A 24,185-nucleotide genomic window follows, 5' to 3' on the forward strand; every position below is an offset into this window, starting at 1 on the left:
GCGGTCGTGACCGGCGCGAGTGTGGCGCTCGCGAACACCTCGGCGGGTACGACCTCCGCCGCCGACACCTCCTCAGGGATCGCCCCCGCGATGTCCTGCCCCGACCTCCGGTCGCTGGACCTCGCCGCCGCCGTCCCGGACGTCCCGTTCCAGATCGGCTCCGCCGCCGTGGTCGCCGCCGCCGACAACTCCCTCGGGGACTGGGCGTACTGCAATGTGCAGGGCGTGATCGCGCCCCAGATCCACTTCCAGCTCCGGCTGCCCCAGTCGGGCTGGCAGGCCGACTACCTCCAGCTCGGCTGTGGCGGCCTGTGCGGCAACGTCAGCACCAACAGCGCCCCGGCGTCGAGCGGTTGCGCCCCGCTGACCGACGGAGCCTTCGCCGTCGCCTCCAGCGACGAGGGCCACTACCAGGGCGGCGGCCTGTTCTCCACCGACCCCACCCTGCGCGCCGACTTCGGCTACAAGTCCGACCACCTGCTCGCCCAGGCAGCCAAGGCCGTCATCGAGAAGTACTACGGCCGACCCGCGGCCCACTCCTACTTCGACGGCTGCTCCCAGGGCGGCCACCAGGCCCTCACCGAGGCCCAGCGCTACCCGGACGACTTCGACGGCATCATCGCCGGAGCCCCGGCCAACAACTTCACCGCCCTGAACACCTTCTCGCACGCCTGGACCGCGCAGTCCGTCTTCCTCGACGGCGGCCCGGCGACCATCACCACCGCCGACCTCGCCCCGATCCACGCGGCCGCGCTCAAGGGCTGCGGCGCCCCCGCCGACGGCGTCATCGCCGACCCGTTCGCCTGCGACTGGGACCCGGCGAGCATCAAGTGCGCGGCCGGACAGACCTCGACGGCCGCCGACTACTGCCTGACGGCGGATCAGGTCACCACCCTGCGCCGCATCTACGCCGGCCCGACGGACGAGAACGGCAAGCTGCTCTACCCCGGTTACCAACTGCGCGGCTCCGAACTGAACTGGGCGAACGTCATCGTGCCGACCACGGCCACCGGCACCACCGGCGACATGAACTTCGTCCGCGAGACCATCCGTTACCAGATCTTCGACAGCCCGCAGCCGACCCTGACGTACAAGGACGTCAAGTTCACGGCCGCCTACTACAAGAAGGTCATGCGGCTCGGCGAGGGCATGTACGACGCCACCGACCCCGACCTGAGGGCCTTCAAGAAGTCCGGCGGCAAACTGATCCTCTGGCACGGGCTCGGGGACCAGCACATCCCGGCGGTCGGCACACTGGAGTACTTCAAGGCCGTGCAGAAGCGGACCTCGACCGATGACTTCGCCCGGCTCTTCCTGCTCCCCGGTGTCGCGCACTGCGGTGGCGGCCAGGGCCCGGACAGCCTCGACGCGCTGACCGCGATCGTCGACTGGGTCACGCGGGGCGAGGCGCCTGACAGCCTGCTGACCAGGGCGCTCGACGGCAGCGGGAACGTCACGTCCGCCCGGCCCGCCTACGCCTTCCCCTACGTCGCGAAGAACACCACCGGCGGCCCGGCCGACGACCCCGCCAGCTACACCCCGGTCAAGTCCACCGCCCAGGCGGGCCTGACCCTGAACTGGCTCGGCTCCTTCCGCTCCGGCTACGAGACCGTCGGCAACTGGGTCGACGGCAAGTGGGTGGTGAGGAAGGGCAAGGTGTGAGAGAAGACAGAAGGGGCCGCCCGTCGCCGGGCGGCCCCCTCTCGTCGTCCTCACGGGGTCAGGCTCGCCCAGAAACCGAGGTTGTGCTTGTCGGCGAAGTCCCGGCTCGCCTGGGAACAGGCGGCCGGGGGCTCACCACTCGCCGGAGAGCTGTCGCAGGCGGCCAGTGCCATCAACTCACCGCTCGCGGAACGGTACTTGGGCCAGTCCGGCGTACCGGACCCGTTCGGATCGCCGAAGGCGGCGAACCGGCCCCAGTACGTGATCATCTGCCGGGACAGCTCCAGTTGATCGTCGTCGTACGGCAGGGTCTGACCGAGGTAGTCCCAGAGGTAGCCGAGATCGTCGACGTGGATCGCGCCGCCGAAGGGGAAGTCGCGGGCGGCCTCGCTGCGTTGCTGGATGAGGTGGATCGAGGTGAAGTGCGGGGTGTCGCTCTCGGCGAACTCGTAGGCGTACGTCGGCACCCAGCGCGCGAACGCCGCCATGAGCTGCTGACGGGAGTACGAGGTCGAGCCGTTCTGGGCGTCGGTCCAGGCCTCGCCCGGGGTGTCGTAGGCGCTGAGCGGGTATTCGGCCAGCACCTTGTCGGCGGAAGCCCCGTAGGCCGAGCGGACGGCGGCCTCGTACCGGTCGGCCGTCATCGGCGTACCGAGATAGTCGTAGTTCTGGAAGGTGGACAGGCCGCGCTCGCTGTCGGTCTGGCCGAGCAGGACGGGGACCCGGTGGAAGGCGCCGGTCTGCACGGCGGTCGCCGGGTTGACCGGGAAGGCCCGGCCGCCGAGGGAGAGGGAGACGCCCGACGTGCGCTGGGCGGCGAGGAGTTCGGCCGTCGGCTTGGCGCGCAGGCAGGCGAGGAGGTCGGGGGCGGTGTCACAGCCGACGGTCTTGACGAAGGCGGTGCTCTGCGCCTGGCCCGAGGCCGCGGACTGGAGGTTGCAGCCGCCGCTCATGATGACCGCGCGGGCGAACAGGCCCCGGGCGGTGGGTGAGGTGAGGTGGTCGCAGACCGAGCCGGCACCGGCGGACTGTCCCGCGATGGTCACGTTCTTCGGGTCACCGCCGAAGCCGGAGATGTTGGCCTGCACCCAGCGCAGGGCCGCCTGCTGGTCCAGGAGGCCGTAGTTGCCGGGGCCGTTCTCGCTCTCGGCCGTCAACTGGGGGAGGTTGAGGGTGCCGAGCACGCCGAGCCGGTAGTTGACGGTGACGACGACCGTGCCGGTCTGGGTGGCGAACTGACGCGGGTTGGTGTCCTGGCCCGCGCCGCCGGTGAAGCCGCCGCCGTGGATCCACACCAGTACCGGGGCCTGGGCGCGGGCGGAGTCGGGGACGTAGACGTTCAGGCCGAGGCAGTCCTCGGTGGTGACGGTCTTCTCGTAGCCGGGGTCCCACCCGGTGTTCTGCGCGCATCGCGAGCCGAAGGACGTGGCGTCACGGACGCCCGGCCACTTCTCGGCGGGCCGGGGCGCGGTCCAGCGCGCCGCGCCGGAGGGGTCGGCGGCGTACGGGATGCCGAGCCAGGCGGCGTAGCCGGTGCGGTGGATGCCCCGGACCTTGCCGTCCGCCGTCTGCACCACGGCGGAGACGGGACGGGATCCGGACTTCGAGGACGACTGGGCCTGGGCGACGATCGGCATGAGTCCCAGGGCGAGGAGGCAAAGGGCGGTGAGTGCGACGCGGACTCTGCCGCGTGTGGTGGTGGGCGGTCTCATAGCTCCCTGCTCTTCTAGGGGCGAGGGGTGGCCGGTGTGAACGTAACCGCAGTCAATATTGTCAGCAATATGCTGGACAGAACTCCGCCCCGGCTCCACACTCGGTCCGCAACCGCCCGACACCCGAGCCGAGGTGACCGAGGGTCACTTCCGTTCGCGTCAGGGGGCGTCGGGCGGTCTGCCGGGCTCGGGAACCGCCCAGGGGCCCCGCACCCTCTGTGAGGGAGAGGCTTGTGGCAGGGCCGCGCGAACATGGGGGTTGTGGTGAGCCAGTTGCTCTATGGCGAGCGGTCGTGGAATCCGCTGACACGTACGGAGCTGACCGACGGCGGGCTGCGCAGGGGCGGCCGGAGCATGCCGCTCGGCGAGTTGAACCTCGCCGCCATGGCCGACGCGTACCAGCGCGGGTACTGGCTCGGCGGTGGCGGCACGGAACGCCCGCTCGGATCGCTGCCGGACGGACCGGGCGCCGTCCCGGTGACCCGGATCACCGGCACCACCAGGCCCTGGAAGGTCCGGCAGGCCGCCGATTTCGCCCGCACCCTGGGCGAGTTGGCGGTACGGCACTGCGGCGGCCCGGAGCACGTGGCCGCGCTGGCGGCCCGGGCCCGCGCCGAGGGCGTGCCGCTGTGGATCGCGCGCCGGTTCGCCCAGGGTCCCGCCGGGCCGATCGCCGTCGCCGTGGACCGGCACCTGGTGCGGGTCGACGTCTGGGGGCCGCACGCTCCCGTCGTGCGGATCCGGGCGCCGTACGGCTTCCGGGGCGAGGGCGCGGATCCCGCGCAGGGGCTGCTGCTGACGGTCGGTGACGTCTCGGCCCAGGTCGTCCTCAAGCGGACGATCCGCAAGTCCAAGCGGCAGACGGAGATCCGGCTGCCCGGGCAGCACTGGGTGCTGCGGCGGGAGGACGCGAAGAGCTCCCGGCTGCTGCGGGACGACCGCCCGGTCGCCCTGCTGACCCGCCCGCGCGGCCGGCCGGTGCCCGAACCGGGCACCGTCCTGATACCGCTGTCGCCCGTGCGGCACGAGAGCACCGACCCGCTGGACGCCGTCATCGCCCACGCCATCGCCGTCGCCTTCGGCATCGGCGACACGACGGGCTCGGCCCGCTTCCGCAAGGAGCGGCGCCGGTCGCAGACCGCCGAGCCGATCGCCCCCGACGAGTGGTGGGACCGCGCCTGGTTCAGCAACCTCGGCCAAGGCCGCGAGGACAACGAGTCCGGCGGTTCCGACGGCTGGGGCGCGGACGGCGGGGACGGCGGCGACTCCGGAGGGGGCGACGGGGGCGGCGGCGACGGCGGCGGAGGGGGCGGAGGGGGCGGCGGCGACTAGGCCGCGGTGTCGGAGCGGCGGCGCATGAAGTACAGGGCGCCGCCGGCCACGAGGAGGACGGCCACGATGATGCCCGTCCAGGCGCCCGCCGACAGGCCGCTGTCCTCGTCCTCGGTCGCCGAGGCGGCGGGGGAGGACGACGGGGTGGACGCCTCGGGGGTCGGGGTCGGAGTCGGCGAGGGGGACTCCGGCGCGCTCGGTGAGGGGCTGACCGGCTTCGCGCCCGGCGCCGCGGCCTTGAGCTGGAGCACGGGCGCCTCGTTGCCGTGCCCGTGTCCGTGCCCGTCGCCGCCGGACTCGCCCACCTCGATCCAGCGGTCGACCTTGCCGTCGCCGTAGGTCTGGAGCGTCTTGAACACCAGCTCCTTCGCGTCGGGCAGCTGGCGCACGACGACGGAGTGCGCGGCGTCGTCACCCACCGCGACGGCCGGGCCCTTGACGGTGTAGCCGTCGTCCTCGGCGGTGAACTCCCAGCCCGTGGGCCCCTCGTCGTAGGTCACGTCCTCGGGAGCGATGCCCTTGGGCAGGACGATCCGCAGCTCGGTGATCCCGGCCGTGGCGGACTCCGACTCGGCGGTGAACTCGATGCGGACGTTCTCGGCGAGGGCCTGGGCCTGTTCGGACTCGACCTCGACATGGGCGGCGGCGGAACCGGCGGTGAGGAGGACGGCCGCGGTGGCCGTCAGGGCGGCGGTGGTGAGGGACAGGCGCCGCGCGGTGGTGGTACGGAACATGTGAGTCTCCGGGCGTGGGGGAACGCGGAGCGGACCAGACGCCGCTCCGGTGCGGTCAGTTGGCGAGTGCGGTCCCGCACCGGGGAGGACCCCGCCGTACCACCACGTCCGCGAGCACCGCCGTCTTCGGCGGCGGCGGTCCGGTCAGCGCCAGGACCCATGCCGGTCCTACGGTCGTGAGGGTGGCCGCGTGCTCCCGGCCCAACGCCCGCGCGGTGGCGATCCGCGTCCGTACGGCGTCGACCGCCGAGGTCAGACCGCGGGCCAGCGTCCAGCAGGCCGCGTCCGCGCGGTGCAGGAGCACCGCGACCACGAGGGCGGCGACCGCGTGCACGGCGGTCATCGCGGGAGAGGCGTGCACCTGCTCGTGCCAGGGGCGGCCGGCCGTCGTGCCGTGGTGGACGTGCCCTGCCGCGACCGGTCCGGCGCGGTGCGCGTGCGCGGCCGACAGCCACAGGTGCAGCGCCGTCTGCGCGACACCGCACGTGCCCACCACCGTGCCGAGCGAGCGCGGACGGCGCGCACCGGCGAGCCCGACGCCGAAGAGAACGACGGCCGCCGCGGCCGCCTGCCGCCACGGCACCGCGCCGTCGGCGGCCAGCTCATGCGCGTACACCCCGAGCACGGTCCCGGCCACCGTGAACACCCCGGCCCGCGTCACGCGCAGCGGCGCGGGCCGCGACGGGGGACATGGGCTGCTGGGCTGGTTCATGGCCCGCCCATCATCGGCCATGACAGGCCCGGAAGGCAGGCGGCTCCCGCAAAGTCGGTGCCGGAGGGTTCCTGGCCGCCGGGCCCGAGACGCGCCCGAGGCCGGGCCGCCAGAGTGAAGCGGACGTGTGTCAGGCCCGGCCGTGGCCAGGTTCACATGGCGTGGGCCGGGTGTGGCCGACACCATGGGGGCTCTCACCGGCAGGCGAAGGGATCACGAATGTTCCGCAAGGTGCTGGTCGCCAACCGTGGCGAGATCGCGATTCGGGCGTTTCGCGCGGGTTATGAGCTGGGCGCGCGCACCGTCGCCGTCTTCCCGCACGAGGACCGCAACTCATTGCACCGGCTGAAGGCCGACGAGGCGTACGAGATCGGCGAGCCCGGTCACCCGGTGCGCGCCTACCTCTCCGTCGACGAGATCGTCGCCGCGGCCCAGCGGGCGGGCGCGGACGCCGTCTACCCCGGCTACGGATTCCTCTCCGAGAACCCCGAACTGGCCCGTGCCTGCGAGGCCGCGGGCATCACCTTCGTCGGCCCCGGCGCCGACATCCTGGAGCTGACCGGCAACAAGGCCCGCGCGGTGGCCGCCGCCCGCGAGGCCGGCGTGCCCGTCCTCGGCTCCTCCGCTCCCTCCAACGACGTCGACGAACTCGTCCGCGCCGCCGACGACATCGGCTTCCCCGTCTTCGTGAAGGCCGTCGCGGGCGGCGGCGGACGCGGGATGCGCCGCGTCGAGGACCCCGCCCAGCTCCGGGAGTCCATCGAGGCCGCCTCCCGCGAGGCCGCCTCCGCCTTCGGCGACCCGACCGTCTTCCTGGAGAAGGCCGTCGTCGAGCCCCGGCACATCGAGGTGCAGATCCTCGCCGACGGCGACGGCAACGTCATCCACCTCTTCGAGCGGGACTGCTCGGTGCAGCGCCGCCACCAGAAGGTGATCGAGCTCGCCCCCGCCCCCAACCTCGACCCGGCCCTGCGCGACCGCATCTGCGCCGACGCCGTCCGCTTCGCCCGGCAGATCGGCTACCGCAACGCGGGCACCGTGGAGTTCCTCCTCGACCGCGAGGGCAACCACGTCTTCATCGAGATGAACCCGCGCATCCAGGTCGAGCACACGGTCACCGAAGAGGTCACCGACGTCGACCTCGTCCAGGCCCAGCTGCGCATCGCCGCCGGCGAGAGCCTCGCCGACCTCGGGCTCGCCCAGGAGACGATCACCCTGCGCGGCGCGGCCCTGCAGTGCCGTATCACCACCGAGGACCCCGCCAACGGCTTCCGCCCCGACACCGGCCGGATCAGCGCCTACCGCTCACCGGGCGGCTCCGGCATCCGGCTGGACGGCGGCACCACCCACGCCGGCACCGAGATCAGCGCCCACTTCGACTCCATGCTGGTCAAGCTGACCTGCCGGGGGCGGGACTTCGCCGCCGCGGTGGGCCGGGCCCGGCGCGCCGTCGCCGAGTTCCGCATCCGCGGGGTCGCCACCAACATCCCCTTCCTCCAGGCGGTCCTGGACGACCCGGACTTCCAGGCGGGCCGGGTCACCACCTCCTTCATCGAGCAGCGCCCGCATCTGCTCACCGCCCGCCACTCCGCCGACCGCGGCACCAAGCTGCTGACCTACCTGGCCGACGTCACCGTCAACCGGCCGCACGGCGAACGGCCCGACCTGGCCGACCCGATGGCCAAGCTGCCCCCGGTGCCCGAGGGACTGCCCCCGGCGGGCTCCCGGCAGCGGCTCGTCGAGCTCGGTCCCGAGGGCTTCGCCCGCGCCCTGCGCGAGGCACCCACCATCGGCGTCACCGACACCACCTTCCGCGACGCCCACCAGTCGCTGCTCGCCACCCGGGTCCGCACCAAGGACATGCTCGCCGTCGCCCCGGTCGTCGCCCGCACCCTGCCCGAGCTGCTCTCCCTGGAGTGCTGGGGCGGCGCGACCTACGACGTCGCCCTGCGCTTCCTCGCCGAGGACCCCTGGGAACGGCTGGCCGCCCTGCGCGAGGCGGTGCCCAACATCTGCCTCCAGATGCTGCTGCGCGGCCGCAACACCGTCGGCTACACCCCGTACCCGACCGAGGTCACCGACCACTTCGTGCAGGAGGCCGCGGCCACCGGCATCGACATCTTCCGCATCTTCGACGCCCTCAACGACGTCGACCAGATGCGCCCCGCCATCGACGCCGTACGCCAGACCGGAACCGCCGTCGCCGAGGTGGCCCTCTGCTACACCTCCGACCTGTCCGACCCGAACGAGCGGCTGTACACCCTCGACTACTACCTGCGCCTCGCCGAGAAGATCGTCGACGCGGGCGCCCACATCCTGGCCGTCAAGGACATGGCCGGACTGCTGCGGGCCCCGGCCGCCGCCACCCTCGTAGCGGCGCTGCGCCGCGAGTTCGACCTGCCGGTGCATCTGCACACCCACGACACCGCGGGCGGCCAGCTCGCCACCTACCTCGCCGCCGTCCAGGCCGGAGCGGACGCCGTCGACGGAGCCGTGGCGTCGATGGCGGGCAGCACCTCGCAGCCGTCCCTGTCGGCGATCGTCGCCGCCACCGACCACTCCGCCCGCCCGACCGGCCTCGACATCCAGGCGATCGGCGACCTGGAGCCGTACTGGGAGAGCGTCCGCAAGGTCTACGCCCCCTTCGAGGCCGGACTGCCCGCGCCGACCGGGCGCGTCTACCACCACGAGATCCCCGGCGGACAGCTGTCCAACCTGCGCACCCAGGCCATCGCGCTCGGCCTCGGCGACCGCTTCGAGGACATCGAGGCCATGTACGCCGCCGCCGACCGCATGCTGGGCCGGCTGGTCAAGGTCACCCCGTCGTCGAAGGTCGTCGGCGACCTCGCGCTCCACCTCGTGGGCGCGGGCGTGTCCCCGGCGGACTTCGAGGCCGAGCCCGACCGCTTCGACATCCCCGACTCCGTCATCGGCTTCCTCCGCGGCGAACTGGGCACCCCGCCCGGCGGCTGGCCCGAGCCCTTCCGTACGAAGGCGCTGCGCGGCCGGGCCGAGGCCAAGCCGCCCGCGGAACTGTCCGCCGACGACCGCGGGGGTCTGGTCAAGGACCGCCGGACCACCCTCAACCGGTTGCTCTTCCCCGGCCCCACCCGCGAGTTCGAGGCACACCGCCAGAGCTACGGCGACACCAGCGTCCTGGACAGCAAGGACTTCTTCTACGGCCTGCGCCAGGCCAAGGAGTACGCCATCGACCTCGAACCCGGGGTGCGGCTGCTGATCGAGCTCCAGGCGGTCGGCGAGGCCGACGAGCGCGGCATGCGGACGGTGATGTCCTCGCTGAACGGCCAGTTGCGGCCCATCCAGGTCCGCGACCGCTCGGTGGCCTCGGACGTCCCGGCCACCGAGAAGGCCGACCGCGCCAACCCCGGCCATGTGGCGGCCCCGTTCGCGGGCGTGGTGACCCTCGCCGTCGCCGAGGGCGACCAGGTGGCGGCCGGGGCGACGGTCGCGACCATCGAGGCGATGAAGATGGAGGCCTCGATCACGGCCGCCAAGGACGGCACGGTCTCCCGGCTCGCCGTGAACCGTATCCAGCAGGTCGAGGGCGGCGACCTGCTGGTGGAGATCTCCTAGTCCCGACGGCAGTACAGGAACAGGTGGGGCTCCGGCCCCGCTCCGGGGTGGTCCGGGGTGAAGAGGGTGCTGTTCCGCGACAGCACCGTCAGCCCCGCCGCCTCGACCATGTACGTGAGGTCGTCCTCGGCGAAGCTGGTCGCGCGGACCGGGCGGCCCATGAAGACGACCTCGACGTCCTCCACGTCGGCCGGCACGGTGGCCAGGACCAGGTGCCCGCCGGGCTTGAGGGCCCGAGCGAGCCGCCACATGAGGCTCGACTGCTCGGCGCGGTTCATCTGGAGCAGCGAGAAGAACACGCAGACGCCGTCGAAACGGTCGTCGTCGAGGGGCAGTTCGCGGATGTCGGCATGGCGGAACTCGGCCTCGGGGACCTGGCGGGCGGCGAGTTCCACCATGACGGGGGAGACGTCGACGCCCAGCACCGAGTGCCCGGCAGCGGTGAGCACCGCCGCGGTGGGCCGCCCGGTTCCGCTGCCCACGTCCAGCGTCCGCGCGGCCGGCGGCAACCGCTCGCTCAGCCACTCCAGCGCGGCCAGATGCGCGGGGGCGTGCGCGAACGCCTTCTCGTAGTCGGCGCCCAGCACGTCGAACAGGGCGGCGGCGGGCGGGCGTTGGTCCTCGTGCGGCACGGCGGGTCTCCCTATCGCTCGTCGGCCCGCATCGTCGCACCCGGCGCACGCGGACCACAACGACGGCCCGGTGCGCGTCCGCGGGCCCCGGGCAGGGGAGAATGAGGGCCCAACCGACGGTCGAACCTTGCGGAGGAGCCGGGAGATGCAGCACGAGCGAGCGGGTCAGGTCGCCGGGCCCGAGGACCTCATCGATGTGGCCCGCCTGGTCACGGCGTACTACGCGCTGCACCCCGACCCGGCCGAGCCCGGGCAGCGGGTGGCGTTCGGCACCTCGGGCCACCGCGGCTCGGCCCTGGCGGCGGCCTTCAACGAGGACCACATCGCGGCCACCAGCCAGGCCATCTGCGAGTACCGCACCGCCCAGGGCACCGACGGCCCCCTGTTCCTCGGCGCCGACACCCACGCGCTGTCGGAGCCGGCCAGGGTGACGGCCCTGGAGGTGTTCGCGGCGAACGGGGTGACCGTCCTGATCGACGAGGCGGACGGGTACACGCCGACTCCGGCGGTCTCGCACGCCATCCTCACCCACAACCGCGGCCGCACCTCGGGCCTGGCCGACGGCGTGGTGGTCACCCCCTCGCACAACCCGCCCGCCGACGGGGGCTTCAAGTACAACCCGCCGAGCGGCGGCCCGGCCGGCTCCGAGGCGACGTCGTGGATCCAGGACCGCGCCAACGAGATCATCACGGGCGGCATGAAGGACGTACGCCGTATCCCGTACGCCCGCGCCCTGACGGCTCCCGGCACCGGCCGCTACGACTTCCTCGGCACGTACGTCGCCGACCTGCCGCAGGTCCTGGACCTGGAGGCGATCCGGTCCGCCGGAGTGCGCATCGGCGCGGACCCGCTGGGCGGTGCCTCGGTGGCGTACTGGGGCCGTATCGCGGAAGAGCACGGCCTGGACCTGACGGTCGTCAACCCGCTCACCGACCCCGCCTGGCGCTTCATGACGCTGGACTGGGACGGCAAGATCCGCATGGACTGCTCCTCGCCGTACGCCATGGCCTCGCTGATCGAACAGCGCGACCGCTACGACATCGCGACGGGCAACGACGCCGACGCCGACCGCCACGGCATCGTCACTCCGGACGGTGGCCTGATGAACCCCAACCACTACCTGGCGGTGGCGATCTCGTACCTGTTCGCGCACCGGCGGGACTGGCCGGCGGGCGCGGGGGTCGGCAAGACCCTGGTCTCGTCGAGCATGATCGACCGGGTGGCGGCGGACGTGGACCGACGGCTGGTCGAAGTCCCGGTCGGCTTCAAGTGGTTCGTGGACGGCCTGTCCGACGGCACGCTCGGCTTCGGCGGCGAGGAGTCGGCGGGCGCGTCCTTCCTGCGCCGGGACGGCTCGGTGTGGACGACCGACAAGGACGGCATCATCCTGGCGCTGCTCGCCTCCGAGATCACCGCGGTCACGGGCAGGACGCCGTCCCAGCACTACGCCGAGCTCACGGACCGCTTCGGCGCCCCGGCGTACGCCCGCGTGGACGCCCCCGCGACCCGCGAGGAGAAGGCGTTGCTGGCCAAGCTGTCCCCGCAACAGGTGACGGCCGACACGCTCGCCGGGGAACCCGTGACGTCGGTACTGACGGAAGCACCGGGCAACGGCGCGGCCCTCGGCGGCATCAAGGTGTCCACGGCCAACGCCTGGTTCGCGGCGCGCCCTTCGGGCACGGAGGACGTGTACAAGATCTACGGGGAGTCCTTCCTCGGGGCGGACCATCTGGCCCGGGTCCAGGAGGAGGCTCGGTCGGTGGTGCTTGGGGCGCTGGGCGGCTGACGTGGATGACGCGGTGGTGACGGCGCTGATCGCCGCCGGGGCCGCGATCGGCGGCGGTGCGCTGACCGGCTGGTTCGCCCTGGCCGCCGCCAAGCGCCAGGCCGCGGCGGCGTGGGCGGCGGGCGAGCGGCAGGCCGCGGCGGCCTGGGAGGCGGGCCGCCAGCAGGCGGCCGCCGCCTGGGACGCGGGCCAACTCCAGGCCACGGCCCAACTGGACGTGGCCCGCCGGACGCTGACCGAACAGACGCTGGCGAACCAGCGGGAGGTGCGGCGGGCGGCGTACGTGACGTACCTGAGTCGGACGGACAGCGCCCAACAGGCGCTACAGGCCTGGCAGAGCGCGATCGGTACGGCGGAGGAGGCGCCGCGGCGGCGGGAGTACGACGCCGCGATGGGCCCGGTCGCGGAAGCGCTGAACGTCGTACGGCTGGAAGGGCCGGACTCGGTGGCCGCGGCAGCGGAGACCCTGCGCGGCGCCCTCGCCGCCACGGCTCCCGGGAGCCGACACTCCCTCGCACAGCGGGAGTTCCTGGAGGCTGCTCGGGTGGCGCTGACGCCTGCGTAGCGCGTGTCGGCCGATAAGATCCGCAGTGCCCGAGATGAGGGGTGCCCGGTGCCATTGAAGGTGTCGTACGAGGACAGGTCCGACGGCGTCACAGTCGTGCGACTGGCAAGCGATGGCGAGGCGTGGGACGCCAGTTCCGCATCGGGGTTGCGCACAGGGATGCTGAAGCTGGTCGAGAAGCGGCGGTCGCAATTCGTCGTCGACCTCAGCGGGATCGATCACGTCGACAGCAGGGGTGCGGGCGGGCTGGTCGAGGACCTGAAGTGGGTGTGCTTCAAAGGCGGGGCGATCTCCCTGGTCGTGACGAGCGCGGGCTGGCACGCTCTGTTGGCCGACACCGGCCTGTACAGGATCATCCGCGCCCACGACACCGTGGAGAACGCGGTCAAGGGGGTCGCTGCCGAATACGAGGAGGGGAGCGAGGAGTACGTGCGCCACTGCCGCGAAGCGAACAAGAATCACGTCGCATCGGGCGGCCACACGTACGAACACCTCTCCGAGGATGTCACGCTGGTGAGGGTCATGGCCGGGCAGCCACTCGGCGATCTTGACGTGTACACCGCACCGCCCCTGCGCAACTTGCTCGTCGACCTGGTGAACCAGGGACGGTACTTCCTGGTTCTGGACTTGACCGACGTCGGATGGCTCGACTCGACTGCGCTGGGCGTGTTCGTCGGATGTCTGAAGAGAGTCCGCGCCCACCACGGCTCCGTCGTGTTGGTTGTGCCCGCTCTGCAGATCTCGAAGGCTTTTCGGATCACTGGGCTGACCAAGGTGTTCCCCCTCTTCGACACCGTGGACCCCGCTGTCGAACACATCGGCCGGGAGGCACCCGGCTTGCATGCCTGACGCCGAGAGCCAGCCGGGCGAGGAGCAGCCCGCACGGCGCTCACCCTGTGCGGTTGGTCCCGGGCCGATAAGATCCGCGGTGCCGAGATGAAGGGGGATCCGGTGCAGCAGAAGGTGTCGTACGAGGACCAATCCGGCGGCATCACTGTCGTGCGGGTGGCGCGCGACAGTGACTGGGTACCCGAACTGCGCGAGTTGCTGGTGCGGTTGGCCGGGGACGGGCGGCTGCTCTTCGTCGTCGATCTGAGTGCCCTGGACGACATCGACGGTACCGGTCTGGGCGTGCTGGTCGGAGGGCTGAAGCGGGTGCACTTCGAGGGCGGGACGCTCGCGTTGGCCACAGCGAACGAGCGGGTGCGCACCATCTTGACCAAGTCACAGCTGACCAGGGTCTTCCGCGTCCACACCGACGAATCGAGCGCGGTGGCGGCGATCACCGCCGCCTACGCGAAGGAGAGCGTCGAACAGCGACGCGCGGCCATCGCGGAGCGCGCCGCCCTCAAGCGGCGGCCACTGGAGCAAGGCGTCGTCGTCTCGGGCGATTTCACGTACGAGCATCTCTCCGAGGACATCACGCTGGTGAGTGTCCTGAGTGAGGAGCCGGAGATCACCGTCTACACGGCGCCGGTCCTGCGTAAGGTGCTCGTCGATCTGGTGAACCGAGGACGGTACTTCCTGATCGTGGATCTGACCTCCGTCGACCTCATCGACTCGACCGGGCTCGGGGTGCTGATCGGCTGTCTGAAGCGCCTCCGTCCGCACGGCGGTGTGCTGGCCGTGGTCGTACCGGAAGCGCGAGTGGAAAAGGCGTTCCTGATCACCGGACTGTCCCATGTGTTCCCCAAGTTCGACACGGTGGATTCCGCGGTCGAGTTCGTCGGGCGTCAGGTGCCCACAGCACATGTCTGACAGCGCGGGCGGTCGGCGCACCGCAGCCCAATGGGACCCCGTACGACTGGGAGTTCATCCCGCACCCGGGCCCGACAGCGGCGCCGATCTGCCGTTGACGGAGTATCTGCCGCGCCCGCACGACGAGACGCTGCGCCGGCGGCTGGCCCGCACGGCGGCATCGAGCGACGCCGTGTTCGTACTGCTGGTGGGGCGTTCCGCGAGCGGAAAGACCCGGGCCGCCTATGAGGCGGTGGCGGCGGTTCTGCCCGACTGGCCCGTGGTGCACCCGGCGGACGGGGAGGAGCTGATCGCGGCGGAGATCGGCCCCCGTACGGTCCTGTGGCTCGACGAGACCCAGCGCTATCTGCACGGCGCCTCGGGCGAACGGGCCGCTCGGGCGCTGGGGCGGCTCCTAGACCAGGTGGCCCCGCTCGCCGTCGTGGGCACCCTGTGGCCGGAGCACCTGCGGCGGCTCACGGAGAACAGTCAGGGCGCCGAGGGCGATACCCCTTACACGCGAGCATTGTTGACCGGTCGGCATGCCAGGATCGCCGTGCCGGACACCCTGCCCGCCGATACTCCCGACGTCGCCGCCGCCGCGGCCCGCGACCCGCGCCTGGCCTCCGCCGTACGTGCCGCGGGCGCCGGCAACCGTGTGCTCCAACACCTCACCGGTGGACCGGAGCTGGTGCGCCGCTGGGAGATGGGCCCCGATCAGTGGTTCACCGCGCCCGAACACGCCGTGCTCACCGCCGCCGTCGAGGCACGCAGGCTCGGTCACGCCAGCGCCGTACCGGCACGGCTGCTGATGGAGGCCGCCGCCGGGTTCATGGACTCCGGCGCCCGAGCCACCGCAGGTAAGGAGTGGTTCCCCGCGGCCGTCAGCGCGCTGACCGCCACGGGACGCGGCCCCGCGCCGCTGATCGCGGAACGGCACGGACCGGGTGTCGGCGACCCCGACAGCTACCGTCCGGACGACTATCTGGAACAGCACATCCGCCGAGTCCGGGCACACCGCGCACCACCGGCCGAGTTCTGGACCGGAGCGGCCTGGGCCCGCACCCCCGATGACCTCTACGCCTTCGCACGCGCGGCCGAACAGCGCCGCCGCTACGCCTGCGCCGCCGCCCTGTACGAGAACGCGGTCCAGCACAACCACGACCGAGCGCGTGCCGCCTGGGCCGTCCTGCGCGAGACCACCGACGGTCCGGCCGCCGCCGAGGAGACCGCCGCCACGGACCCCGGCGCGTGGGCGGCGCTCGCCGTGTCCAGGGAGAACCACGGGGACAGATCTGCTGCCTACGACGCCTACCGACGCGCAGCCGAAGCGGGGGACGCCTGGGCCTGGTCGGCCATGGCCCGGCTCCGCGAAACCGAGGGCGATCCGGCCGCAGCGGACGCCGTCGCGGCCCTGGCAGCGAGCGCCGGCCAGCCCCTCGCCTGGCGCACGCTCGGCCGGATGCGCGCGGCCCACGGCCCCTCCGCGGCCAAGGCGTTCGAGCAGGCCGTCAGTGTCGGCGACGGGTGGGGACACATGGGGCTCGCGCAGGTCGCGGAGCGCTCCGGCGATCTCACCGAAGCCGTGGAGCACGCGGGCCGGGCCGCGCGGACGGGGATAACTGCCGCGTGGGCTTTGCTCGTACGACTGCACTGGGCGCTCGGCGACCCCGCGTCCGCCGTGACGGCGGCCACCGGCGGCGCGGATGCCGGAAACCCTGAAGGCTGGTCCCTGCTGGCTCAACTACGGTGCTCCGAAGGCGACTTGTCCGGTGCCGCCGCCGCACACCGCGAGGCCGCCGCCCTCGGAGTCGGCGCCGCCTGGCGCGAACTCGCCCTGCTCGCCGAGTCGGAGGGCGACGGTGCCGCCGCCGAGGAAGCCGCCGCACAGGCCGTGCGCATGGGAGATCCGGAGGCTTGGACCGCCCTGGCCGAGGCACGTCAGGAGCGCGGCGACGACACCGGCGCCGCCCATGCCGCGACGGAGGCGGCCCGCGCCGGTGACGTCGAGGCATGGATCACGCTGGCCCGCGCCCGCGAACGCGCCGGGAACACCGAAGGCGCGGAACGTGCCGCCGACCTGGCCGCCGACCGCGGCTCACCGGCGGCCTGGGCCGCGTTGTCCCGGATGCGGGAACGGGCGGGAGATCGGGCGGGCTCCCGGCGCGCGGTGTACAGAGCGAGTGCTCTGGGTGCTTCCGACGCCTGGACCGCCCTGGGGCGTGTCCGGGAAGCACGCGGCGACACCGCCGCCGCCGAACGCGCCTACCTCCGCGGCTGCGAGGCCGGCGACACGGAGGCGTACGCCGCGCTGGGCGCCCTCTACCTGGAACAGAGCCGGACAGTCGAGGCTTGCGCCGCTTACCGCTCCGCCGTGGACGCCGGCCTCCCCGACGCCTGGGAAGGCCTCCTGTCCGCCCTGGCGGCCAAGGCGCCGCGTCCGGCTTCGGCGCAGATGGTGGAGCGGCTCCGCAGCAAGGGACTTCCGCCGCAGGACTGAGAGGAGACCGGCATGGCCGCCACCTACGACGCGCTCGGCGCCCACTACGCCCGCACACGGCAGACCGATCCCCGGATCGCCGCGCAGATCCACGCCGCCCTCGGGGACGCCGCGGACGTGATCAACGTAGGTGCGGGGACGGGTTCTTACGAACCGGCGCGGACGGTTCTCGCGGTCGAACCCAGCCAGGTCATGATCTCCCAGCGGCCGTCGGGGGCCGCGCCCGCCGTGCAGGCCCTCGCCGAGCACCTCCCGGTGCCGGACGACGCCGCCGATGCCGTCATGGCCCTGCTGACCGTCCACCACTGGACCGACCTGGCGGCCGGGATCAAAGAACTGCGCAGGGTCGCCCGCCGGCGCATCGTCGTCCTCACTTGGGATCAGCGCGTGTTCCGCGAGCGGTTCTGGCTCGTGCGCGACTACCTGCCGGAGGCTGCCGCGTTCGCCGAAACCCATGCCCGCCCGGTGGAGGCGCTGCTCGACCTGCTCGGCGGGGGACGTCAGGAACCGGTCCGCGTTCCCCACGACTGCGTCGACGGTTTCGGCGCCGCGTTCTGGCGCCGCCCCCATGCCTACCTCAACCCCGGGGTGCGCGCGGGGATCTCCATGCTGGCCCAGACCGGCGAGGACGCCCTCGCGCCGGGACTGACCCGGCTCGCCTCCGACCTGGTGACCGGCCGTTGGGATGCGCGATACCCCGAGCTGCCGACGCTCGAATCCATCGACGTCGGGTACCGGCTGCTCGTGACCGACATCTGTACCGCGAAGGTGGCATGATCAAGACGAGTTCGGTCGAGTCCTGACCGGCTCTGGTCTGTAACTGAGTGATTCCACGGGGGAGTTCACATGCGTCCACTGACGCGCAGGGGTCGTTTCGTCGTGCCTGTCGGGCTCGTGCTGGGGCTTGTGACGGCGTGCGGGGGTGGGGACGGCGGTGGAAGCGGGAGTCAGGGCGAAGCTGAGGCTCCCACGGGCGGTGGCAAGAGCACGACCGCCGCCGTCAAGGCCTACGATCCTCCGCTGAAGTTCCAGGACCTGCCCGGGCACGAGATCGCGGGCGGCCTCAGTGACGGGAACTGGTCCGTCGAGCTCAAGGGCACCACGGCGTACGCCGTCTCCGACGAGGAGCTGCGGGCGGTGAGCGTGCTCGACGGCGAACCGCTGTGGAGCGTGACGGCCGAGGGGCAGCTCGACCGGGACACCGACTACGGCACCGACGTGATCGCGGGGCCGCACCTCGTCGAGATCGACGGGCAGCCCGCCGTACTCGCCGCCTTCTCCGTCATCGAGTCCGGCTCCGGCACCACCCCCGACCGGACGCTCGTCGAACTCACCGCCGTCGCCGCCGACTCCGGCGAGCGGCTGTGGTCCAGCACGCTGGAGCGGCCCGAGGGGCACGAGGAGGGCGACCCGTACTTCGCCGGGGCCGACTCCACCACCGCGGTGCTCACCTTCGGTGACGAGAGGGATGCCGTGACCGTCGGCGTCTCGTTCCTCACCCGCAAGACGGCCTGGACCGAGAAGGGCTTCCACGCCTCGTTCGTCGACAGCGGCATCGTCGTCGGACGCGGCGGCGCCGACGGCGACCTCGGCGGCGAGGCCACCGTGGAAGGCCGCAAGGCGGGTGACGGCAGCAAGGCCTGGACGTATCTGGACCGGCTCGACCAGGCCGAGCTGAACCCGGTCGGCGGCGGGCTGTTCACGGCCGAGGTCGACGCGTCCTACGAGACCGGGAGCGATGTCGCCGCGCTGCTCGCCACCTCCACCGGCAAGCAGCCCGCCGGACTCCTGTCCAGCAAGGCACTCGGCCGACCGGACGAGCTGTCCTGCTGGTTCGGCGGGCGTTCCGCCGTCCTGTGTGAGGTCGGGGAGGAGTACGACGAGCGGGTCGTCGCCCTCGACCCCGAGAACTGGACCGAGCTGTGGGCCATCGACGGCGACGACGAGAGCCGGCTCATGCCCGACATCGCCACGGTCTTCCACGGCTCCGTGTACGGGGAGACCGAGAACGGCTTCGTGGTCCTCGACGCGCGGACGGGTGAGGACACGGCCTCGGGCGCCGGGGAGGCGCCGTTCGAGGTGAACGAGTACGCCGGGCTGTTCCCGACGTCACTCGGCGCGATCGAGGCCCATCGGGCCATCGGCTAGAGCTCCGCGCGGCTCAGACCAGCGGCTCGCAGAACGGCCCGTCGGGGGCGAGGCGGTGAGCGTGCACGGTCATGTCCTCGCCCCTGAGATACGCCAGGAGCCACTCGCCGAACGACATCTCGTACAGCGCGAAGCCGAAGCTGTCCCACTCCTGCACACCCACGGCCCAGGGTCCCGAGGGCTCCTCGGGTATGCGGAGGAAGATGTCCTCCGCGGTCGAGGTCGTCGCGACCGGCAGCAGGTCGCCGGGGCCGGAACCCGGTGCGCTGGTCAGGAAGTCCGCCGAACCCTCTTCGCCATAGAACTCGAGCTGTTCCTTGATGTGGCCCCCCAGGTTCCTTACCGGGTGGCCCGGGTGGTCCAGGTACACCTGCTTGTTGATCAGGACGGGACCGTAGGCGTCGGTGACGGCCCGGAAGTCGGAAGGAAACGACACTCCCAGTTCCTCCTCCAGCCGGGCCCAGGGTTCCGGATCGGACCAGTTGAACCCGGGCTCACCCAGCAGTGCCTTGATGTTGTCGAGCGTCGCCATACATCCCCCATCGCCAAGTACCGCGCAGAAGACTACGGGGCGCCACTGACAACGGGCTCAGCCGAGCCGCAGCTGCATCAGCGTGAGGTCGAACCAGCGGCCGAACTTGGTCCCGGCCTCCCGGACGGTGCCGACGTGCTCGAAGCCCCGGCGCTCGTGCAGCCGTACCGACGCGGTGTTCCCCGACTCGATGCCGGCGATCATGCTGTGCTGCCCGGTGGCGCGGGCCGACTCGATCAGCGCGGTGAGCAGGGCGCCGCCGATGCCGAGGCCGTGGTGCTCGTCGCGGACGTAGACGGAGTCCTCCACGGTGTGGCGGTAGCCCTCCAGGGTCCGCCACGGCGCGTACGCCGCGAAGCCCGCGATCTCTCCCGCCACCTCCGCCACGAGCGCCGAGCGCCGGTCGAGATGGTCGGCGAACCAGGCCCGGCCCTCGGCGGGGGAGTGCGGCACCTGCGTCCACAGCGCGGTCGAGTGCTCGACGGCGTGGTTGCGGATCGCGACCACGGCCTCGGCGTCCTCCGGCCGGGCCGCGCGGACCGTCACGCCCCCTCGTTTCTCGTATATTGGAATCATGTCCAATATGATAGATCCTCTGGTCGAGCGGATCGCCACCCGGATCCGGGCGGAGCGCGAGCGGCGCCGCTGGACGCTCGCCCAGCTCGCGGACGCCTCCGGCGTGTCCCGGGCGATGATCAACCGGATCGAGCGCGGCGAGAGCAACCCCACGGCTGTCGTGCTGGGCAAGCTGTCCGCGGCCTTCCAGCTCAGCGTGGCCTCCCTGCTCGCCGTGGCCGAGGAGGCCCCCGTCGAGGAAAGGCCGCAGGGCGTACGGCGGCGGGGCGACGACGTCGAGTGGACCGACCCCGAGACCGGCTACCGGCGACGCCAGATCACCTCGCCGCGCTTCCCCGCCGAGATCGCCGAGATCCATCTGCCGCCCGGGGCACGTGTGCCCTACCCCGCCGCCGCCTTCGCCTTCCTCCGCCAGCTCGTCTGGGTGCTCGAGGGGCGGCTGACCTTCCACGACGGCGACAGCATGCACGAGCTCGGCCCCGGGGACATCATCGAACTCGGCGATCCCGCACCGCGCGTCTTCGTCAACTCCGATGACACCGCGTGCCGTTACGCCGTGGTCCTCAGCCGGACCGGCCGGCCGTGACCGCGACACCCGGCCCGGCCGCGACCAGGCCCCTCCGCCGCGGCACGACCGCCCTGCTCGCCGCCCTGGCCGGCACCGCGATAGCCGACAACTACACCCTCCAGCCCGCCCTCACGGTCGTCGCCGCCGACCTGGACGTCCCGCTCTCCGCCATCAGCCTCGTACCCTCCGCCGCACTGGCCGGCTCGATGACCGGGTTCGCCCTGCTGCTGCCCCTGGCCGACCGCCTCGCCCCCCACCGTCTGGTCGCCGCCCACTTCACCGCCCTCGCCGCCGGCCTCGTCCTCGCCGCCACCGCGTCCGACGCGGCCGTGCTGGTGGCAGCACATCTCCTCATCGGCGCCGCCGCGTCGGTCGCCGCCCAGGCGAGCGTCATCGCGGGACGCCTGGCCGCGCCCGGCCGACGCGGAGCCGCGGTCGCGCTGGTGGCGACCGGCCTGTCCGCGGGCATCCTGCTCAGCCGCCTGGTCGGCGGCGCCCTCACCGACCTCCTCGGCTGGCGCGCGATGCTCCTGGTCTGCGCCGCCCTGGCCCTGCTCGGCGCCGGTACGGCCGCGACCCTGCTGCCCCGCACCCGACCCGACGCCCGTGCCTCCTACCGCGCCGCCCTCGCCGCGCTGCCCACCCTCCCCCTGCGCGAGGCGAGGCTCCGGCGCGCCATCGCCACCGGGGGCCTGTGGTACTTCGCCTTCACCCTGCTCTGGGTCGGCCTCGCCCTCGCCCTCGCCCGGCCACCGCACTCCCTCGACCCCACCGCCATCGGACTGTTCGGCCTGGCCGGAGTACTCGGCTTCGCCGTGCTGCCCTTCACCGGGCGCCTGGTGGACCGCCGCAGCCCGCACGCCGTGATGACCGCCGCCGTCACCGTCGCCGCGAGCGGCACCCTGCTCATCGCCCTCGCCCCGGACAGCGTCCTCGCCATCGCCGTGGGGCTGGCCGTGTTCGACGCGGGCTGCTTCGTCGCGCAGGCCGCCAACCAGAGCCTCGTCATGGGCATCGACCCCGCCAACTCCGGCAGCCTGAGTGGCGCGTACCTCGTCTCCTACTTCGCCGTCGGAGCCCTGGGCACCGCGCTCGCCGGGCCGCTGGTCGACGGCATCGGCATGCGCGGTACCACGCTCGTCGCCGTGGGCGCGCTGGCCGGGGCCGCACTCCTGGCCCGCGCCGCCGAACCCCTCGTACGAGTGAGACAAAAACGTTAGAGTCGGGGCAAGCCTGGGAAACTCCGGAAGAATCCTGATTACGAGTCGGCGTCAGGAGACACCCGTGGAGTACTACGACCTCGGCCCGCACGGCCGGACCGTCACGACCGCATCGCCCGAGGCGCAGCTCTGGTTCGACCGCGGGCTGACCTGGACCTACGGCTTCCATCACGAGGAGGCCGTCGAGTGCTTCCAGCGGGCCGCCGCGGCCGATCCCGACTGCGCCATGGCCCACTGGGGCATCGCCTACGCGCTCGGCCCGAACTACAACAAGCCCTGGGAGTTCTTCGACGAGCGGGACCTGATCCGGACCGTCGAGCGCACCCACGACGCCGTCGAGGCCGCCCACGCCAAGGCGGCCGGCTGCACCCCCGTGGAACAGGCCCTCATCGGCGCCCTGCGCGCCCGCTACCCGCAGGCGAAGGCCGTCGAGGACTGCTCGGTGTGGAACGCGCCCTACGCCGACGCCATGCACGCCGTCCACCGACTCGCCCCCGACGACCCGGACATCGCGACCCTCTACGCCGACGCGCTGATGAACCTCACGCCCTGGCAGCTGTGGGACCTGCGCACCGGCGAGCCGGCCGAGGGGGCCCGGACGGTCGAGGCCCGAGAGGTGCTGGAGCGCGTCCTGGACTCCCCGCAGGGCCGGCTCCACCCGGGCGTCCTGCACATGTACGTCCACCTGATGGAGATGTCGCCGACACCCGAGGTGGCCCTGACCGCCGCGGACCGGCTGCGCGGGCTCGTGCCCGCCGCCGGGCACCTGCACCACATGCCCTCGCACCTGGAGGTGCTGTGCGGGGACTACCGGCGGGTGGTCTCGGACAACACGAACGCGATCCTCGCCGACGAGAAGGTCCGCGAGCGCTCCGGCGCGATGAACTTCTACACGCTGTACCGCGCGCACAACTACCACTTCAGGATCTACGGCGCGATGTTCCTAGGCCAGTCGCGGGTCGCGCTGGAGACCGCCGACCAGCTCGAGGCGGCCGTGCCGGAGGACCTGCTGCGGGTGGAGAGCCCGCCGATGGCCGACTGGCTGGAGGCGTTCCTCGCCATGCGCGTCCACGTCCTGATCCGCTTCGGACGCTGGTCGGACATCCTCGAACTGCCGCTGCCCGCCGACCCCGAGCTGTACTGCATGACGACCGCGATGCTCCATTACGCGCGTGGCGTCGCCCTCTCCGCCCTCGGCCGTGTTCCCGAGGCCGAGGCGGAGCAGCGGCTGTTCCAGGAGGCCGCCACCCGGGTCCCGGAGACCCGGATGCTGTTCAACAACACCTGCGCCGACATCCTCGCCATCGCCGCGGCGATGCTGGAGGGCGAACTGGAGTACCGCAAGGGCCGGTTCGAGGCCGCCTTCGCCGCGCTGGAACGCTCGATCGAGCTCGACGACAACCTCCCCTACGACGAACCCTGGGGCTGGATGCAGCCCGCCCGGCACGCCTACGGTGCCCTGCTGCTGGAACAGGGCCGGGTCGCCGAGGCCGAGGCGGTCTACCGGGCCGACCTAGGCCTGGACGGCACCCTCCCACGGGCCTGCCAGCACCCCGGCAACGTATGGGCGTTGCACGGACTCCACGAGTGCCTGATGCGCCAGGGCAAGGATGCCGAGGCGGGCATCATCGCCCAACAGCTGCGGATCGCGGCCGCGTTGGCGGACGTACCGATCGAGTCGTCGTGCTTCTGCCGCCTGGAGAAGCCGGAGAAGGCGGCGGAGGGGGCGAAGGGGGACTGCTGCGCGGGCGATTAGATGGGTGTTGTCCCCGATGGTCGGGGTCCTCCCGGGCGTGGCACGGTGACGTCGTACCGGCGAAACCGTCGCCGCCCCGGACGAAGGAGGGCCGCCCATCCACCCCCGCAAGGCCGCCGACATCCCGAAGCACAACCGGCCGAAGCAGCACCGCCCGAAGGCCCATTGGCCCGTAGCCCACCGGCCCGGGGCGCATGGGCCTGAAGCCCACCGGCCCGGGGCGCATGGGCCTGAAGCCCACCGGCCCGGGGCCTGCTGGCTCGTAGCCCACCGGGCCGGGGCCTGCTGGCTCGTAGCCCACCGGGCCGGGGCCTGCTGGCTCGTAGCCCACCGGCCCGGGGCGCATGGGCCTGAAGCCCACCGGCCCGGGGCCTGCTGGCTCGTAGCCCACCGGGCCGGGGCCTGCTGGCTCGTAGCCC

General features: G+C 72.5%; 19 protein-coding genes and 2 pseudogenes. 15 read left to right on the forward strand and 6 right to left on the reverse strand.

Annotated features, from left to right (window positions below; genetic code table 11):
* The first annotated feature begins 6 nt into the window (after positions 1 to 6).
* The gene (locus AC068Z_RS17975; protein WP_478556245.1) at positions 7 to 1,662 is read left to right on the forward strand and encodes a tannase/feruloyl esterase family alpha/beta hydrolase; all 1,656 of its coding nucleotides are present in this window, start codon (positions 7 to 9) and stop codon (positions 1,660 to 1,662) included.
* A gap of 50 nt (positions 1,663 to 1,712) precedes the next feature.
* On the opposite strand, the gene AC068Z_RS17980 is transcribed toward AC068Z_RS17975, so the two are convergent.
* Positions 1,713 to 3,299 (reverse strand): carboxylesterase/lipase family protein, encoded by a 1,587-nt coding sequence (locus tag AC068Z_RS17980; protein ID WP_478556246.1) that lies wholly within the window; start codon positions 3,297 to 3,299, stop codon positions 1,713 to 1,715.
* A 339-nt stretch (positions 3,300 to 3,638) separates the two neighbouring features.
* On the opposite strand from AC068Z_RS17980, the gene AC068Z_RS17985 reads away from it, so the two are divergent.
* On the forward strand, positions 3,639 to 4,706 hold the full coding sequence (locus tag AC068Z_RS17985) for a hypothetical protein (RefSeq protein WP_478556248.1): 1,068 nt from the start codon (positions 3,639 to 3,641) through the stop codon (positions 4,704 to 4,706).
* Here AC068Z_RS17985 and AC068Z_RS17990 read toward each other — a convergent pair.
* On the reverse strand, positions 4,703 to 5,440 hold the full coding sequence (locus AC068Z_RS17990) for a DUF1775 domain-containing protein (protein ID WP_478556250.1): 738 nt from the start codon (positions 5,438 to 5,440) through the stop codon (positions 4,703 to 4,705). The two genes, AC068Z_RS17985 and AC068Z_RS17990, sit on opposite strands and share 4 nt — an antisense overlap.
* 55 nt (positions 5,441 to 5,495) lie before the next feature.
* Positions 5,496 to 6,152, reverse strand: coding sequence for a hypothetical protein (locus AC068Z_RS17995; protein WP_478556252.1), 657 nt, complete (start codon positions 6,150 to 6,152; stop codon positions 5,496 to 5,498).
* 219 nt (positions 6,153 to 6,371) lie between these two features.
* On the opposite strand from AC068Z_RS17995, the gene AC068Z_RS18000 reads away from it, so the two are divergent.
* Positions 6,372 to 9,746: a pyruvate carboxylase gene (locus tag AC068Z_RS18000; RefSeq protein ID WP_478556254.1), complete on the forward strand. Its 3,375-nt coding sequence runs from the start codon at positions 6,372 to 6,374 to the stop codon at positions 9,744 to 9,746.
* Here AC068Z_RS18000 and AC068Z_RS18005 read toward each other — a convergent pair.
* The gene (locus tag AC068Z_RS18005) at positions 9,743 to 10,378 is read right to left on the reverse strand and encodes a class I SAM-dependent methyltransferase (protein WP_478556256.1); all 636 of its coding nucleotides are present in this window, start codon (positions 10,376 to 10,378) and stop codon (positions 9,743 to 9,745) included. The two genes, AC068Z_RS18000 and AC068Z_RS18005, sit on opposite strands and share 4 nt — an antisense overlap.
* A gap of 145 nt (positions 10,379 to 10,523) precedes the next feature.
* On the opposite strand from AC068Z_RS18005, the gene pgm reads away from it, so the two are divergent.
* The 9 genes and pseudogenes from pgm (at position 10,524) to AC068Z_RS18050 (ending at position 19,114) form a co-directional block, all read left to right on the forward strand.
* The gene (gene pgm, locus AC068Z_RS18010) at positions 10,524 to 12,164 is read left to right on the forward strand and encodes a phosphoglucomutase (alpha-D-glucose-1,6-bisphosphate-dependent) (protein WP_478556258.1); all 1,641 of its coding nucleotides are present in this window, start codon (positions 10,524 to 10,526) and stop codon (positions 12,162 to 12,164) included.
* 1 nt (position 12,165) lies between these two features.
* Positions 12,166 to 12,729 carry a hypothetical protein gene (locus AC068Z_RS18015; protein ID WP_478556260.1) on the forward strand — a complete coding sequence of 188 codons (564 nt, stop codon included), beginning with the start codon at positions 12,166 to 12,168 and terminating at the stop codon, positions 12,727 to 12,729.
* A gap of 60 nt (positions 12,730 to 12,789) precedes the next feature.
* Positions 12,790 to 13,101, forward strand: a pseudogene (locus AC068Z_RS18020) (STAS domain-containing protein); the annotation flags it as partial.
* A gap of 150 nt (positions 13,102 to 13,251) precedes the next feature.
* Positions 13,252 to 13,578 carry an STAS domain-containing protein gene (locus AC068Z_RS18025; protein WP_478556364.1) on the forward strand — a complete coding sequence of 109 codons (327 nt, stop codon included), beginning with the start codon at positions 13,252 to 13,254 and terminating at the stop codon, positions 13,576 to 13,578.
* Positions 13,579 to 13,665: 87 nt separating this feature from the next.
* Positions 13,666 to 13,989 (forward strand): annotated as a pseudogene (locus AC068Z_RS18030) (STAS domain-containing protein); the annotation flags it as partial.
* A gap of 159 nt (positions 13,990 to 14,148) precedes the next feature.
* Positions 14,149 to 14,487, forward strand: coding sequence for an STAS domain-containing protein (locus tag AC068Z_RS18035; protein WP_478556366.1), 339 nt, complete (start codon positions 14,149 to 14,151; stop codon positions 14,485 to 14,487).
* Positions 14,480 to 16,966, forward strand: a complete 2,487-nt coding sequence (locus AC068Z_RS18040) for a hypothetical protein (protein ID WP_478556262.1) — start codon at positions 14,480 to 14,482, stop codon at positions 16,964 to 16,966. The genes AC068Z_RS18035 and AC068Z_RS18040 overlap by 8 nt, the downstream gene beginning before the upstream one ends.
* Positions 16,967 to 16,978: 12 nt before the next feature.
* Positions 16,979 to 17,743, forward strand: coding sequence for a class I SAM-dependent methyltransferase (locus tag AC068Z_RS18045; RefSeq protein WP_478556264.1), 765 nt, complete (start codon positions 16,979 to 16,981; stop codon positions 17,741 to 17,743).
* 102 nt (positions 17,744 to 17,845) lie between these two features.
* On the forward strand, positions 17,846 to 19,114 hold the full coding sequence (locus AC068Z_RS18050; RefSeq protein WP_478556266.1) for a PQQ-binding-like beta-propeller repeat protein: 1,269 nt from the start codon (positions 17,846 to 17,848) through the stop codon (positions 19,112 to 19,114).
* 13 nt (positions 19,115 to 19,127) lie between these two features.
* On the opposite strand, the gene AC068Z_RS18055 is transcribed toward AC068Z_RS18050, so the two are convergent.
* Together AC068Z_RS18055 and AC068Z_RS18060 are read right to left on the reverse strand one after the other, a co-directional pair.
* Entirely contained in the window at positions 19,128 to 19,646 is a 519-nt protein-coding gene (locus tag AC068Z_RS18055; protein WP_478556268.1) for an SMI1/KNR4 family protein, read from the reverse strand.
* A 57-nt stretch (positions 19,647 to 19,703) separates the two neighbouring features.
* Positions 19,704 to 20,222 carry an N-acetyltransferase family protein gene (locus tag AC068Z_RS18060; RefSeq protein ID WP_478556270.1) on the reverse strand — a complete coding sequence of 173 codons (519 nt, stop codon included), beginning with the start codon at positions 20,220 to 20,222 and terminating at the stop codon, positions 19,704 to 19,706.
* Between the two features lie 7 nt (positions 20,223 to 20,229).
* Here AC068Z_RS18060 and AC068Z_RS18065 point away from each other — a divergent pair, with 7 nt between their 5' ends.
* The 3 genes from AC068Z_RS18065 (at position 20,230) to AC068Z_RS18075 (ending at position 23,766) form a co-directional block, all read left to right on the forward strand.
* Positions 20,230 to 20,808: a helix-turn-helix domain-containing protein gene (locus AC068Z_RS18065; RefSeq protein ID WP_478556368.1), complete on the forward strand. Its 579-nt coding sequence runs from the start codon at positions 20,230 to 20,232 to the stop codon at positions 20,806 to 20,808.
* Positions 20,805 to 22,010 (forward strand): MFS transporter, encoded by a 1,206-nt coding sequence (locus AC068Z_RS18070; RefSeq protein WP_478556272.1) that lies wholly within the window; start codon positions 20,805 to 20,807, stop codon positions 22,008 to 22,010. Before AC068Z_RS18065 ends, AC068Z_RS18070 begins: the two co-directional genes overlap by 4 nt.
* Positions 22,011 to 22,074: 64 nt before the next feature.
* Positions 22,075 to 23,766: a hypothetical protein gene (locus tag AC068Z_RS18075; RefSeq protein WP_478556274.1), complete on the forward strand. Its 1,692-nt coding sequence runs from the start codon at positions 22,075 to 22,077 to the stop codon at positions 23,764 to 23,766.
* Positions 23,767 to 24,185: the final 419 nt, after the last annotated feature.

Source organism: Streptomyces sp. NPDC043726, from assembly GCF_056436565.1.